Origin of the sequence: Streptomyces sp. 3N207 (genome assembly GCF_052246355.1) — a bacterium.
GTDB lineage: Bacteria > Actinomycetota > Actinomycetes > Streptomycetales > Streptomycetaceae > Streptomyces.
Genome location: NZ_JBQQBV010000006.1, coordinates 183,386 through 197,427 on the forward strand (window position 1 = coordinate 183,386; position 14,042 = coordinate 197,427).

The 14,042-nt window shown below is 73.0% G+C and carries 11 protein-coding genes and 1 tRNA gene; 5 read left to right on the forward strand and 7 right to left on the reverse strand.

Translation table 11 applies throughout. From position 1 onward, the window contains the following. Positions 1–139: 139 nt before the first annotated feature. Together ACTWP9_RS12280 and ACTWP9_RS12285 are read left to right on the forward strand one after the other, a co-directional pair. The gene (locus ACTWP9_RS12280) at positions 140–538 is read left to right on the forward strand and encodes a winged helix-turn-helix transcriptional regulator (RefSeq protein ID WP_443246101.1); all 399 of its coding nucleotides are present in this window, start codon (positions 140–142) and stop codon (positions 536–538) included. A 127-nt stretch (positions 539–665) separates the two neighbouring features. After that, positions 666–1,793, forward strand: a complete 1,128-nt coding sequence (locus tag ACTWP9_RS12285; RefSeq protein ID WP_443246102.1) for an LLM class flavin-dependent oxidoreductase — start codon at positions 666–668, stop codon at positions 1,791–1,793. Positions 1,794–1,907: 114 nt separating this feature from the next. Here the strand turns inward: ACTWP9_RS12285 and ACTWP9_RS12290 are convergent, their stop codons facing one another. Next, entirely contained in the window at positions 1,908–3,710 is a 1,803-nt protein-coding gene (locus ACTWP9_RS12290; protein ID WP_443246103.1) for a putative bifunctional diguanylate cyclase/phosphodiesterase, read from the reverse strand. Between the two features lie 350 nt (positions 3,711–4,060). On the opposite strand from ACTWP9_RS12290, the gene ACTWP9_RS12295 reads away from it, so the two are divergent. Next, positions 4,061–5,419, forward strand: a complete 1,359-nt coding sequence (locus tag ACTWP9_RS12295) for a M6 family metalloprotease domain-containing protein (protein ID WP_443246104.1) — start codon at positions 4,061–4,063, stop codon at positions 5,417–5,419. 173 nt (positions 5,420–5,592) lie between these two features. On the opposite strand, the gene ACTWP9_RS12300 is transcribed toward ACTWP9_RS12295, so the two are convergent. Continuing rightward, positions 5,593–6,222, reverse strand: coding sequence for a MerR family transcriptional regulator (locus ACTWP9_RS12300; protein ID WP_443246105.1), 630 nt, complete (start codon positions 6,220–6,222; stop codon positions 5,593–5,595). A 111-nt stretch (positions 6,223–6,333) separates the two neighbouring features. Between ACTWP9_RS12300 and ACTWP9_RS12305 the strand changes: the two genes are divergently transcribed. Then, entirely contained in the window at positions 6,334–8,550 is a 2,217-nt protein-coding gene (locus ACTWP9_RS12305; protein ID WP_443246106.1) for an MMPL family transporter, read from the forward strand. Further along, entirely contained in the window at positions 8,547–9,212 is a 666-nt protein-coding gene (locus ACTWP9_RS12310) for a class I SAM-dependent methyltransferase (protein WP_443246107.1), read from the forward strand. The genes ACTWP9_RS12305 and ACTWP9_RS12310 overlap by 4 nt, the downstream gene beginning before the upstream one ends. Before the next feature lie 57 nt (positions 9,213–9,269). On the opposite strand, the gene ACTWP9_RS12315 is transcribed toward ACTWP9_RS12310, so the two are convergent. From ACTWP9_RS12315 to ACTWP9_RS12335, 5 genes are all read right to left on the reverse strand, one after another. After that, a tRNA-Lys gene (locus ACTWP9_RS12315) sits at positions 9,270–9,343 on the reverse strand. Positions 9,344–9,425: 82 nt separating this feature from the next. After that, positions 9,426–9,833 (reverse strand): hypothetical protein, encoded by a 408-nt coding sequence (locus tag ACTWP9_RS12320; protein WP_443246108.1) that lies wholly within the window; start codon positions 9,831–9,833, stop codon positions 9,426–9,428. Between the two features lie 77 nt (positions 9,834–9,910). Next, on the reverse strand, positions 9,911–11,299 hold the full coding sequence (locus ACTWP9_RS12325) for an AAA family ATPase (protein ID WP_443246109.1): 1,389 nt from the start codon (positions 11,297–11,299) through the stop codon (positions 9,911–9,913). Next, positions 11,296–12,831, reverse strand: coding sequence for a hypothetical protein (locus tag ACTWP9_RS12330; protein ID WP_443246110.1), 1,536 nt, complete (start codon positions 12,829–12,831; stop codon positions 11,296–11,298). The genes ACTWP9_RS12325 and ACTWP9_RS12330 overlap by 4 nt, the downstream gene beginning before the upstream one ends. Then, positions 12,831–14,033 carry a nuclease-related domain-containing protein gene (locus tag ACTWP9_RS12335; protein WP_443246111.1) on the reverse strand — a complete coding sequence of 401 codons (1,203 nt, stop codon included), beginning with the start codon at positions 14,031–14,033 and terminating at the stop codon, positions 12,831–12,833. Before ACTWP9_RS12335 ends, ACTWP9_RS12330 begins: the two co-directional genes overlap by 1 nt. Positions 14,034–14,042: the final 9 nt, after the last annotated feature.

Below are 14,042 nucleotides of genomic sequence, written 5' to 3' on the forward strand. Positions count from 1 at the left end.
CACGCATTCCTTCGGAGAGACGGAGACGGGGTGCGGATGCGCCGATCCTCGTTCTACGCTTTCTGCCCAACAAGTACCGACTTCGAAGTGGGGTACTTACCAAGAAGTGAGTGCCCGAGGTGAGAGCAGGGTGGCTGCCATGGCGGTACGCGAGTGCCGGACGACGTTCGTCTCCGGGCTGGACGTGGCCCTCGATGTGGCCGGGGGCAAGTGGAAGGGGCTGATCCTCTGGGCGCTGAGCGACGGCCCCAAGCGCTTCGGTCAGCTGCGCCGCTGTCTGTCCGGGGTGAGCGAGAAGATGCTCATCCAGCATCTGCGGGAGCTGGAGCGCGACGAGGTGGTCCACCGCGAGGTGCACCAGGCCGTACCGCCCAGGGTCGAGTACTCCCTCACCGGCTTCGGCACCACCCTCGTCGAAGCGCTGCGCCCGCTGGGGGAGTGGGGGACCGAACACCTCAGCCGGCTGGAGGGGGTCCGCACCGCGACGAACGCGCGGAGCACCGCCGCGGCAGCCCCGGGCGCGACACCGGCCGGGTAGCCGACAGCCCGGAAGCCGGCCGCCGGGAAGACACCGGCCCCCTCGCGCGTTGTACCGGCTCGTGGTCCGTAGCCCTTCGGGGGAAGCGGGACCGCGCATCGGAACGCAGGAGGAAGGCGAAGCCATCGTGAGCCAGGCAGGCGAGGACGCAGCGGGCGAGGACGCACAGCACGGGGACCCGGTCGAGAGCATCCGGGGCGAGGCGCGGGGCGAGGCCCCCGTACCCCTCTCCGTCCTCGACCTGGTGAACGTAGGCGAGGGATACACGGCGGGGGACGCGCTGGCGGCCTCCACCCGGATGGCCGAGTTCGCCGATGCCCGCGGCTTCACCCGCTACTGGGTGGCCGAGCACCACTCCATGCCGGGCGTCGCCAGCTCCTCGCCCGCCGTCATCCTGGCCCATCTGGTCTCGCACACCCGCCGCGTCCGGCTCGGCTCCGGCGGGGTGATGCTGCCCAACCACGCGCCGCTGGTCATCGCCGAACAGTTCGGCACACTGGAGGCGTTGGCGCCGGGCCGGATCGACCTCGGGCTGGGCCGGGCGCCGGGCACCGACGGGGCGACGGCGGCGGCACTGCGCCGCACCGAGAAGCTGCGTGAGGGCGCGGACGACTTTCCGCAGCAGCTCGCCGAGCTGGTCCGGTTCCTGGACGACGACTTCCCCGACGGCCACCGCTACGCCCGTATCCACGCCGTGCCAGGTCCAGTACAGGCACGAGGCACCGCGGCGAAGGCCGCCGCGCACCGGCCGCCGGTCTGGCTGCTGGGCTCCTCCGGGTTCAGCGCCCAGCTCGCCGGGCAACTGGGCCTCCCGTTCGCCTTCGCCCACCACTTCTCGGCCGCCAATACGCTGCCCGCGCTGGAGCTCTACCGCGAGAGCTTCCGCCCCTCGGCGGTGCTGGCCGAGCCGTACGCCCTGATCGGCGCCGCCGCGCTGGCCGCCGAGGACGAGAAGGAGGCCCACCGCCAGGTGCTGACGGGGGCCCTCTCGATGGTGCGGCTGCGTACCGGTCGGCCGGGGCTGATCCCCACCCCGGAGGAGGCCGAGGCGTATCCCTTCAGCCCTGTGGAGCGCGACTTCGTGGACAGCTGGCTCGCCAATGTGACGTACGGCACCCCTGATGCCGTACGTGAGGGGCTCGACGCCCTGGTCAAGCGCACCGACGCCGACGAACTGATGCTCACCGCCAACGCCCACACCCCCGAAGCCCGCATCCGCTCACTGGAACTGATAGCCGACGCCTACGGTTTGTGAGAGCTACTGGGTACTGGGGGCGAAGCCCCCAGTACCCATGTCCGCCGCCACGGCGAGCAACCACCATGGCGAGGGTCCGGGGCCTCCAAGAACCCCGCAACCACAACGTCCGACTCACACCGCCACGCGCCCCAGCAGCTCCGCGATCCGGTCGGCCTCCATCGGCTTGGCGTAGTGCCAGCCCTGGCCCGTGTCGCAGCCGATACGGCGCAGCCGCTCCGCCTGTGCCGGGCCCTCCACGCACTCGGCGGTGACGGTCAGGCCCAGCTTGTGGGCGAGCTGGACCAGGGCCGTCACGATCGTCTCGTCCGCGGGGTTCTGATGCCGGGCCGTACGGAAGCCGCGGACGAAGGTGCCGTCCAGCTTGAGCGCGCGCACCGGGAGGCGGCTGAGATAGGCGAGGTTGGAGTAGCCGGTGCCGAAATCGTCGATGGCGATCCGGACGCCCATCTCCGACAGCGCCTGGAGCGCCTGGAGGGGGCGTCCGGCCGAGCCCATCACCGCGGACTCGGTCAGCTCCAGTTGAAGCAGCCCGGCGGGCAGACCGGTCTCCTCCAGGATGTCGGCCACGTCCTGCACCAGGTCGGAGTCCCACACCTGCCGCACCGCCACATTGACGCTGACGTAGAGCGGCGGCCCGGGGTGCTGCCGCATCCAGCGCCGCGCCTGGCGGCAGGACTCCTCCAGCACCCAGCGGCCCAGCGGCACGATGGCGCCGTTCTCCTCCGCGAGGCCGATGAACCGGTCCGGGCCGAGCGTGCCGAACTGCGGATGCCGCCAGCGCACCAGCGCCTCGACACCGCGCAGCATGTCGTCGGCGAAGCCCACGATCGGCTGGTACTCCAGCACGAACTCGCCGCGCTCCACGGCCCGGCGCAGCGTGGAGGAGAGGGCCTGCCGGGTCATCCGGTGCGCATTGCGCTCCGGATCGAAGAGGGTCCAGCGGGCCTTGCCGTCGGCCTTGGCCCAGTACAGCGTGGTGTCGGCCGCCTGCATCAGCTCGGTGGGCGTGGTGCCCGCCGTCTCGCGTTCGACGACGCCGATGCTGGCCGAGACCGCCAGCCGCTGCCCGGCCAGGTCGAACGGCCGCTGGAGCGCGGCGAGTACGGACTGGGCGAGCTGGGTCAGCTGCTCGGTGCCGGTGGACGACTCGACCAGCAGCGCGAACTCGTCGCCGCCGAGCCGGGCCACCAGATGGCCGCCGCATTCCGCGCCGCCGGCCTCGGCGCACTGCGTCAGCCGCTGGGCGACCGCGTCCAGCAGGCTGTCGCCGATGCGGTGGCCGAGGGTGTCGTTGACGGCCTTGAAGCCGTCCAGGTCGATGTAGCACAGCCCGGTCCTGCCGGTCGCCGACTCGGCCAGCGCACCGGCCAGCCGTTCGAAGAACAGCGTGCGGTTGGGCAGCCTGGTGACCGGGTCGTGCATCTGGAGGTGCCGCAGCCGCTCCTGGAGATCGCGGCGCTCGCTGATGTCCGCGATGGACAACAGCGCCTCGCCGCCGCGCGAGGTGGGGGTCACGGTGATCTCTGCCCAGAGAGTGTGGCCGTCGGCGTGTTTGAGCCTTCGGGTGCAGGACATCCGGTCGGTACGGCCCTGGAGCGCCTCGTGGTAGGCGCTGCGCACCCGACCGTCCAGGCCGAGTCCGGCCAGCTCGGCGATGGGCCGTGCGGTCAGTCGGTGCGGTTCGGCGCCGAGCAGGGTGCCCAGCGCGCGGTTGGCCGTCAGCACCCGGCCGTTGGGGTCGACGATGGCCATCGGCAGCTGCGCCGCGTGGAAGGCGGCCCGGAAGTCGCTCTCGTTGTGCCCGTGGTGTGCGCGCCGTCGCCAGCGCTTGTGGCTACTTTCCGTGATGGTCTGGGGTTGGGTTACGAGGGCTTCGCCGGAGTCTTTGCCCGGTCCTTCGAGGGGTCCGTTCACCGATCGCTCCGCGGGGGGCTCGTCTCGTGCGGATCGGTCGGCCGGCTGCCCGTAGGCCGCCCAGGGGAGGATCCGCGCTGGAAATGTGCCGATCATAGAGGTTGACGCCCGAGCGGAGCCAGTGTCTCCGCTGCGGTTGCCGGTCGCTCAGGCGGTCGAGGGGCGGCCATGGGCGCGCGGGTGACCGTTTCTGCACCGGTGCTGAGAGCGCCCTGACCACTAACGACCGACAGTTACGAAGAGTAGTCATACTGCGGTTGACTCATCCGGTCTATCGAAACGGGGCATAGCCGGATATACGGCGCGAGCCTGGAGAGGGTCCATCTGTCCTCTTCCGGTGAGGTCTTCGCGTGGCGCGTGCTTCTGTACCCGACGGAGTGGCCCCGCGCCGCCCCGGGTGCGGCGCGACTCCCCTAGGCCCCCGTACCCGGCACCGGGTGGGGGCGGTCGTCATGGCGCTGACCGCCTTCATGGGCGTCGGTCTCGTGGCCGGCCCCGTGCAATCCGTTGCAGCGGACATGCCGTGCGCTCTGCCGCGCACCGACGCGCACCACTCGCTCGGTTTGGACACCTGGAACGCCTCCTATCCGCGCCCCGAGGGGACGCTCGATGCCGCCCTTCTCTTTCTCTCTTTCCCCGATGCGACCCCCATGGCCACCCCTCGCGAGCTTGTGAACGACCATTTCCCTGCGACGTCCGACTTTTTCGAGCGGGCAAGTTACGGAAAGTTCCGGTTGCGGCCGCGCCCGGTCGACCGCTGGATCCAGCTCCCCCGGCCCGCCACGGACTACGGCGTACAGCGCGACTGGGACTCCGACCTGCGCAATTCCTATCTGCGGGACGCCGTGGCCGCCGCCGACCCGAAGGTGGACTTCAGCCGCTACGACGTGGTCTACCTCGTCGCGGACCCGGATGCTCCCGGTGTGGATCCCGACGCCACAAAAGTCGTCAACCTCGAGGAGCCGCTGGGCGCGGACGGGACCGAACTCAGCCGCATGGTCACCGTGTTCGAACAGAGCCCACCCGACCGCAACGTCCTCGCGCACGAGACCGGACATCTTTTCGACCTGCCCGACCTCTATGAGCGCCCCTCCGACGGCAAGGCCGACTGGGACACCAGGGTGGGGGACTGGGACCTGATGGGCAGCCAGTTCGGACTGGCCCCCGAGCCGCTGGGCTGGCAGAAGTGGAAGCTGGGCTGGCTGTACCGGTCCAACGTGGCCTGCGTCCCGGCGCCCGGGGCCGCCGCCCGCCCGCGGGGTCGGGAGGATTCGTCGCGGACCCACTACACCCTGCGCCCTCTTGCGGCCCCCGCGCGCCAGATGCTGGTCCGCCGCGGGCCGCGGCGCTCGGCCCCCGGTCCGGCCGAGGGCCCGGCGGGGGTCCGGCTCCTCGTCCTGCGTACCGGTGAAAACCGGGCCCTGGCCATGGAGGTCCGCGAGCGCTCCGGCAACGACCGCGACTCGTGCTCCCAGGGCCTGCTGATCTACCGCGTCAGCAGCGATACGCCCTCCACCCAGGGCCCGGTCGAAGTCGTCGACGGCCACCCAGGGACCTCCCGCTGCCGCGAGACCTCCGTACACAGCCAGCTCGCCGACGCACCCCTCGGCGTCGGCGAGAGCTGGTCCGACCCCCGCGATGCGCTCCGCGTGGAAGTCACCGGCCGCACGGTTGAGGGCGACTGGGAACTGCGGCTCACTCGGACCTGACCGCCCTCGTGGCACCGCCCGGCGGGACGAGAGGGGCCCGCCGGTTCGGCGGCTCCCACGAATGCACGCGGGGCTCCCACGAACTCAGCGGGGCTCCCACGAACTCAGCGGGGCTCCCACGAACTCAGCGGGGCTCCCTCGAAGTCAGCGGGGCCCCCTCGCATTCGGCGGGCTCACTCGAAGAGCTCCGCGGAGCGGTGGACCTGCGCGAGGCGGCGGAGCGCGGCGAGCAGTGCGTCGCCCAGGATGTTGCCGAGTATCACCGCCTCGGCCATGGCATCGGCGCCCTGCCGCTCGCGGACGATCTCCAGATCGGTGGCGGCCACGGCGTCCGCCGCGCGCGCGTAGGCGTCCAGTCGGTCCGCGAAGTCGTCCTGCCCCAGCCGCCGGAGGGCGCTCAGCACCTCGGCGGCGGCCGTCAGCGCAGGGCTGTGCTCGGAGACCTTCCAGCCCTGGCGCTCGACCAGGGCCCGGACCTCGGCGACCGCCTCCTGGTGCGCCGGCCCGTCGTGGTTGCCGCCCACCCGGACAGCGGTGACGGTCTGCTGGGCCGCGCCCAGCACCTTGTGGGTGCCCGTCTCGGGGCTGTCGAGGGCGGCGACGACATCGCGTACGGCGGCGACCGAGAGCCCGCCCACTTCCAGCAGGGCGCGGATGAGACGGAGCCTGGTCACGTGCCGCTCGTCGTACTGCGCCTGGTTCCGGCTGGTGCGCTCGCCGGGCGGCAGCAGCGACTCCCGTACGTAGTACTTGATCGTCGGTGCGGGCACTCCGCTGAGTCGGCTCAGCTCCGCGATGCGCATCGGCTCCCCTTCCGCTTGCAGGACGGCACTTGCACCTTCCCCCAACCATGATAGATAGTCCAACTATCGGGAGTAGCACTATCCACTATCTATTCCTTCTTGGGGGGGCACATGCTCGCGTCACTGGGACGGTTCGCCGCGCGGCAGCGCTGGTGGGTCGTCGTCGCGGCCCTGCTGCTGACGCTGCTGGGCGGAGTCTGGGGAACGGGTACCTTCGGCACGCTGACCGGCGGAGCCGGCTTCGACGACCCCGGCAGCGAGTCCGTCAGCGCGGACCGCACACTGGCCGGGCCGCTGGGACGGGACTCGGCCGACCTGGTCGTCCTGTACTCCAGCGAGGAACACACCGCGGACCAGGCGGCCTTCGCCTGGCCGGTCCGCGCGGCGCTGCGCGACGTGCCCCGTAAGGGCGTCGAAGCGGTGCACTCGTACTGGACGAGCAAGGAACCGGACCGGGCGTCCCGCTTCCTCTCCCGCGACCGGCACTCCGCGTACGTCGCCGTACGGTTCACGGCCGACGACGACCAGGCACAGGTCAAAGCCCTGGAGCGGATCGAGGACAGCTTCCGGAAGCCGTCCGGACAGGCCGGGATCACCGTCCGGTTCGGCGGTACCGCCGCCATGACCAAGCAGGTCAACGAGCACACCGGCAGCGACATCGCACGCGCCGAACTGCTCTCGATGCCCGTCCTGCTGCTGTTGCTGCTCGTCGTCTTCGGCGGCGTCACCGCCGCCGCGCTGCCGCTCGCCGTGGGCACGCTGGTCGCGCTCGGCTCACTCGTCGTGCTGCGGACCCTGTCGGCGGTCACCGAACTGTCCAGCTCCGTGATCAACGTGATCACCATCCTGGGCCTCGGACTCGCCATCGACTACGCCCTCTTCATGGTCGGCAGGTTCCGCGAGGAGCTTGCCGCCGGAGCCGACGTGGAAGACGCAGTTGTCCGCACCACGGCGACCGCCGGGCGCACCGTCGCCTTCTCCGGACTCGCCGTCGCCATCTCCTTCGCCGGGCTCGCCCTCTTCCCGTCCCGTTTCCTGAGCTCCATGGGGTACGCGGCCGTCTCCGTGGTCGTCTTCGCCGTCCTCGGCTCGCTCACCCTGCTGCCCGCACTGCTGCGGTTCGCCGGGCACCGGATCGGCGCGGGACGGCTGCGGCTCGGCCGGCGCTCCGGGGCGGGGCCTCGGCGCGGACGGTGGTACCGGACGGCCCGACGGGTGATGCGGCGCCCCGCGCTGACCACCGTCGTACTGACGGCGGCGCTGCTCGGGATGGCGGCCCCGGCGCTGGACGTGAACTGGGCGCGGCCCGCCGACTGGGTGCTGCCCTCCGCCGCCGAAGCGCGGCAGGTCGGCCTGGCCCTTCAGGACGACTTCCGGACCGACCCCACCAGGACCGTCGCGGCCGTCGTGGACCTGCCCGGTCCGGCGGACACCGGCACCGCGCGGTCGCGGACGGCGTCCTACGCGGACCGGCTCGCACGCGTGAGCGGCATCGAGCACGCCGCCGTCACCGCCACCCACGGCGACCTGGCCCGCCTCACCCTGCGCTACGCCCCCGACCCGATGTCCCGGGAGGCCGCCGCCATGGTCGACGGCCTGCGCGCCGTCTCCCCGCCCGAAGGCGCCGAGACCCGCTTCACCGGTATGCCGGTCTCCCGGGTGGACATCGTCGGCATGATCGGCGGGCGCGCCGGGTGGATGGGCCTGTTCGTGGCCGCGGTCTCCGCGCTGGTGCTCTTCCTCGCCTTCCGCTCCGTCGCCCTCTCGCTGGTCACGGTCGCACTCAGCGCCCTCTCCCTGCTGGCCGCCTTCGGCATGATCACCCTGATCTTCCAGCACGGCTACGGCGCGGGGCTGCTCGGCTTCGACCCGGTGGGCGCCGTGGACGCCAACTTCCCGGTGCTGATCGTCGCCATCGCCTTCGGCCTGGCCATGGACTACCAGGTCTTCCTGCTCTCCCGGGTACGCGACCGGTGGCAGGCGACCGGCGACGCACAGAGCGCTGTCGCCACGGCCCTGCAGCGCACCGCCGGCACGATCACCGGCGCCAGGCTCCTGCTGGCCGTCGTCGTCGGCGGCTTCGCCGCCTCCTCCGTGACCTTTCTGAAGATGATCGGCATCGGTCTGGTCCTCGCGATAGCCCTGGACGTCCTGCTCGTACGAGCCCTCCTGCTCCCGGCGGTGCTCGCGCTGCTGGGCCGGCGGGCCTGGCAGCCGGCCCGCCCCGATGACCGCCGGCCGCCGGAACCGCTCTCCTCACCCGCGTCATCCGCACCGTCCGTCGGCCGTTTGCGTGCGGCCGCGCTGGGTACGGAGCCCCGCCAATGACACGCGACACCCTCACTTTCGTCCGCGCCTTCATCACAGCGAATCGCACCACAGGAGCGATTGCCCCGAGCAGCGCGGCCCTCTCCCGAGCACTCACCCGGCACGTCCGCGCCGGCGGTCCCGACCAGCCGCGATCCGCACTGGAGGTCGGCCCCGGCACCGGGGCCGTCACCCGGCACCTGGCCCGCCGCCTGGGCCCGGGCGACGCACTGGATCTGGTCGAGTCCAGCCCCGAGTTCGTCGCCCGGCTCGGCACGGCACTGCGCAGCGATCCGGCCCTGACCCCCGTCGCCCCCCGCACCCGACTGCTGCCGGGGCTCATCGAGGAGCAGGAGCTCGGAGAGCATGCGTACGACACGATCGTGTGCGGTCTGCCGTTCGCGAACTTCACGCCGGAGGCGGTGACGGCCGTCTTCGCCCGGCTGCTGAGCGCGCTGCGCCCGGGCGGCACACTGTCGTTCTTCAGCTACGCGGGCGGACGGGCGCTCCAGGGCGCCGACCCGCGCAGGACCGCGGCCCGCCGCGCTGTCCGGGCCGCCATCGCGCCCTGGCTGCTGGAGGAGCGGCTGATCCTGTCCAACCTGCCACCGGCCCGGGTGCACCACCTGGGGGCGCCCGCCACGGTGGGGGCCGCCGGGGCTTCGGCGTCGCTGCCCACATAGCGCCCGGCCGGACACGCCGAAGGCCCCTCGCTTCCGCGAGGGGCCTTCGGCTGTCTGTGCGCCGCCAGGGACTCGAACCCCGGACCCGCTGATTAAGAGTCAGCTGCTCTAACCAACTGAGCTAGCGGCGCCTGCTGACGTCGTAGACCTTAACACCACGATCCGGTGAAGCGAAAATCGATATTCCGCACGGCACCCTCCCGACCTGCACCGTCAGTGCTGAGGCGGTGGCTGGGTGCCCGGCACCCGGTCCTTCAGCAGATCCCGGCCGAACTCGATCATCTTGCGGGCGTACTCCTCGGTCCAGCCGCCGCGGTCCGCGATCGCGGCGTCCGGCAGCTTGTCGAAGCTCTTGGGGTCGGCGAGCTGCGCTGCCGCCGCTGCCTGGTACTCCTGCGCCCGGTCGGCGGCGGCCCGGAACGCGTGCACCAGTTCCGTGGCGCGGTCCAGCAGCTCTTTCGGGTCGGTGAGCGACTCCAGGCCGAAGAAGTGCTCGTCGTCGGGGGCCGCCTCGGTCGGCTCGAACAGCAGCGGCGCGGGGCGGCGGTAGTGCGGGCCACCGGCACCGCTCCCCCCGGCGGAGGAGCGCGAGGGGTCCGGAGCCGAGTGCGGCTCAGCCATGTGTACATACCTCCAACATCGTGGGCCGCCCCCCATTGTGCGCTCCGCACCCCCTCACCCGCACGGCCCGCAGGAGCTCACCCCACCAGCACCCGGTGCCGTGCCAGGTGGGACAGCACCGCCTGGTGGGCCTCCCAGCCGTCCGGCGCGGGCGAGACGGCACCGAGCTGTACGGGCTCGGTCGCCGGATGGTCGTCCAGCAGTTCGGCGACGCCCGCCCGGCACACCACCACGCACGCATGCCGGTGCCGCGACGCCAGTACGCACAGTCGGCCGGTCTCCAGATGGAACTCGGTCGCGTCCGGCCGCCCGGACAGCGGGTGCAGTACGACGGTGACGTCGAACTCCCGCCCCTGGAGCCGGTTGGCGGTGTCGACCGTGACCTGCGCCGCGGCGCCCTCGGGCCCGGCCAGGTCGGCCAGCGCCGCCCGGACCGCCGCCGCCTGGTCGCGGTGCGCCGTGCCCACCGCGATCCGGTCGGCGGACAGCGGCGTACCCGAGCCGTTGTCCGCGCCGCCGCTGCCGTCCCGCTCGCTGCGCGTACGTCCCTCCCGCTCCAGCATCCGGTGCACCAGTTGCGCGATTGCCGCGACGGCCTCCGGGTCCGCACGGGGCGTACGGGCCGCAGGCAGCTCCAGCAGGCCCCAGCCGGCGTCGGCGGCCTCGTCCAGCACCGCGTCGACGGGCGAGCCGTCGGCTGCCGCGGTGAAGGTCAGCCGCCGCTCACCCGGTCCGGTGCCGCTGCGGAACGGGGTGTAGGGGTAGAACGCGTCCGACACCAGCTCGGCCGCCGACGCTGGCAGCCGCCAGGAGACCGGCAGCCGGTGCTGCGGCAGCCCGGGATTGTGCGCCAGCAGGGTGCTGACCGCGCTGGCCGAGGGATCGTGCGCCTGGCCCGCCCACTGCTGGACCCCCACCTGGCTGAACGGGTCGAGCTGGCCGGGGTCGCCCACGAACAGCGCCCGCTCGAACAGCCCGGCCACGGCCAGCAGCGCGTCCGAGCGCATCTGGTACGCCTCGTCGACGATCGCGTGCCGCCAGGGCTCGTCCGGGGTCACCCAGGCCCACTTCGCCGCCGTGGAGACGACGATGTCCAGTCCCGCCAGGTCGGCGGGTTTCGCGGAGGTCCGCACCGACGGGTGCCGCTCCAGCATCGGGTCGTACGGCCTGGGCTCGCTGCTGTGCAGCCGCCCCACCGGCAGCTCGGGATCGGCCGTCGCCAGCCGGTCCACCAGGTCGTCCACCTGCGCGTTCGTCTGCGCGATGACCATCAGCGGATGCCCGGCGGCAGCCAGCTCGCGCGCCGCCCGCACCACGAGGGTGGACTTGCCGGCGCCGGGCGGCGAGTCCACCACCACGCCCCGGTGCGCGCCGTCCAGCGCGTCGGCCAGGATCGCCTCGGTGGCCGCGGCGGCGGCCTGGCCGGGGGTGGCCGGCTGCTCCGCCGGTTCCACGATCGTCGTCACAGCACGTCCTCCGCGGTCACCGGGTCGGGCAGCTCCGCGCTCGGCTCACCGGGCGGGCCGCCGTGCGTCCAGGGCGTCTCCTCCGGCTCGGGCAGTCCCGGCCCGCCCCGCGGCGCGTGCTCGAACAGCGTCCAGCACACCAGGTCGCCCTTCTCCGGCACCGTCCCCTCAGCGGGCTCCTTGCCCCGGCCCATCCCGCTGACCAGCCGCAGCACGTACTCACCCGGCCCCGCCATCTCCACCAGCTCGGCCCGCTGCTGCGCGCCCGTGGGCAGCTGCCGGTGCAGCTTGTCCCCGTCGGACAGCAGCGGTACGTCCTGGGTGTGCACCGTCACCAGCGGGCGGGGCGAGGGCCGCTTGCCGTTCGAATACGCCATCTCCACCTCCAGCACCTCCGCCAGGAACGCCTCGCCCGCCAGCCGCCGTACGGCCATCACCAGCGGGTCGTCCAGCGCCTCCTGCGCGTCCAGCTCCGCCTGCCGCTGCTCGCGCATGGCGAGCTTGCGCGCTGCCGTCACCGCGTCGTCCCGGCGCGGCTGGGGCGGCTCGGCAGCGCGCAGCCGGTCCCGGTGGTGGGTGTAGGACTGGCGGTCGCGCCGCCATCTGTCGGGCACATGCGCGGCCTCGGGCAGGGCGCGTAGCAGCTCGACGCCCTGCCACATCGCCTCCCAGGTGGGGCGCAGCTGGGAGGCCACCAGCTCGTGCACCTCCTGCGCGGCGCCCGGCGCCCCCTTGTCGTACCGCGCGATGGCGGGGGCCAGCAGGTCGTTGTCGAACGCCGGGTCGGTCGCCGGTCCGGCCGGTGGCACCAGGAGCTGTCCGCGCTCGTCCCGGCCCAGCTCGGCGCGGAGCGCCGCCTCGGCCCCGCTGAGTCCGTCCGGCGGCGCGAGCCACGCCAGCAGCGCGCCCAGGTGCTGGTCCTCCAGCTGGCTCTGCCCGGTGGCCCAGTGCCGGGACAGCAGCCCCGTCATCGCCAGCAGCAGCGAGGAGCCCGGCACCCTGGCGCGCTCCCCGTAGTGCGTCAGCCAGCGGCCCAGCAGCGGCACCCGGGGTGGCACCGGGTGCTCCGCATCCGGGTCCTCCTCCGCGGTGCGCCGGAACCGCATCGAGCGCCCCAGCAGCCGTACGAACTCCACGCCGGGCCCGGTGGGCACCAGCACCTGCGGCGCGTCGGCGCACAGCTCCGCCTCGACGGTGACGCGTTTTCCGGTCTCCGGGTCGGTCTCCTTGCGCTCGACCAGCTCCACCTCGTCCTGGCAGGACTCCAGGTGCGGCAGCATCGCCTCGGCCAGCCGCCCCAGGAACGCGAACCGCAGATCACGGTCGCGCGGCTGCGGCACGGTGAACACCTCGGGTACCGACCGGTCGGTCCCCAGCATCACTCCCAGCGGAGCGCCGTTCTCACCGGCCGTCGTCAACGGGACGAGGACGAGCGGGCGTTCGGCCAGCTGCCGGTGGCGTACGGTTGCCACCGGCCGCGCGTGCCCGCACGCGGCGGCCTCCATCCGGGCCAGCGCGTTCAGCAGCGACATCAGCGCGCCTCCGTGCCCGGCGCCGCGGCACCCGGCATCTCCACAGCCGCCCGAGCGCGGGGCATGCCCGCGGTCTCCAGCGCCTCGGCGCGCAGTGCCGCCGCCCGGCGCAGCACCGCGGCAGCCGGGTCCTGCGCGGCCGTGCTCTCCGGGTCGCCGGAGGCCGCCGAGAGCACGTCCCCCACCGTCCCCAGCCCGCCCAGCTCGCCCCGCACCGCGCGGCCCAGCGCCACCACATCGCCTGCGCCGCGGGCCCGGTCGCGGCAGTGGAAGGCCAGCTCACAGGTGGACAGGCACTCGGGCGCGTACGCGGCGGGCACCGACTCGACCGCAGCGGTCAGCGCCGCGGGCTCCTGGTCCGGAGCGAAATGGACGCCCTCGGGCAGCTCGGCGGCGATCTCCTCCAGCCGGGTCAGCCGCCGCAGCTGACGCCGGGTCGCCGCGATCTGCTTGCGCAGCGGGAGCAGACCGGCAGCAGGCAGGTTGGAGAAGTCCTTCGGACACACCAGCAGCGCGCTCTCCCGCACCGTACGCAGCCCCTCCAGCGCCAGTGCGTACACCGCCGACTGCCGGGCTGCGGCGCCGACCTTCACGGGTTCGGCCGAACCGTCCAGGATCGGGAAGGACTTGATCTCGATGATCGTCACGGTGCCGTCCGGGTGGACGGCCAGCGCATCCGGTTCCAGATACGCCGTCGATCCGGCCACCTCCAGCGACAGCAGCGGGTGGTCCAGCAGTGTCCAGCCGTCCGCCTCGGCCAGCGCCTGCCGGGTGCGGTAGGCACGTCCTGCCGGGCCGTCGGCGGTCAGCTGCGGCACGGTGACCTCGGCCGGATCCGGACGGGCCGCGCCGGTGTGCTCGCACAGCAGCGCGAGCAGCACTTCGCCGCCGTCCGCCTTGACCCGCGCCTCGAAGACGTTGCCACGGACGAGGGCGAACTGCGACTGCCCGAACGGCGCGGGCGAGCCCAGGGCCTGGGCCACCGCGCCCTTGTCGACGCCCGCGCCGTCCAGCAGCGCGCGGCGCCGGCAGCCCGGGTTGGCGGCGAGGGCGGCCAGCGCCCGCGCGTCGAGGGGGCGCTGCGGTACGCCGGGCCCGCCGCGCAGTTCGGCGAGCCGCTGCACCGTGGCCTGCGGGCCGTCCGGCCCGGTGGCCGGTGCGGTGCCCTGCGGGGGCTGCTGCGGTAGCGAGGAGCAAGTCATCGGCTGTGG

Excerpts from the sequence above, each read along its gene's own strand:
- ACTWP9_RS12280 (WP_443246101.1), top strand. The coding sequence starts at position 140 with ATGGCGGTACGCGAGTGCCGGACGACGTTCGTCTCCGGGCTGGACGTG.
- ACTWP9_RS12300 (WP_443246105.1), bottom strand. The coding sequence starts at position 6,222 with ATGCGCATCGCGGAGCTGAGCCGACTCAGCGGAGTGCCCGCACCGACG.
- ACTWP9_RS12305 (WP_443246106.1), top strand. The coding sequence starts at position 6,334 with ATGCTCGCGTCACTGGGACGGTTCGCCGCGCGGCAGCGCTGGTGGGTC.
- ACTWP9_RS12310 (WP_443246107.1), top strand. The coding sequence starts at position 8,547 with ATGACACGCGACACCCTCACTTTCGTCCGCGCCTTCATCACAGCGAAT.
- ACTWP9_RS12320 (WP_443246108.1), bottom strand. The coding sequence starts at position 9,833 with ATGGCTGAGCCGCACTCGGCTCCGGACCCCTCGCGCTCCTCCGCCGGG.
- ACTWP9_RS12330 (WP_443246110.1), bottom strand. The coding sequence starts at position 12,831 with ATGTCGCTGCTGAACGCGCTGGCCCGGATGGAGGCCGCCGCGTGCGGG.
- ACTWP9_RS12335 (WP_443246111.1), bottom strand. The coding sequence starts at position 14,033 with ATGACTTGCTCCTCGCTACCGCAGCAGCCCCCGCAGGGCACCGCACCG.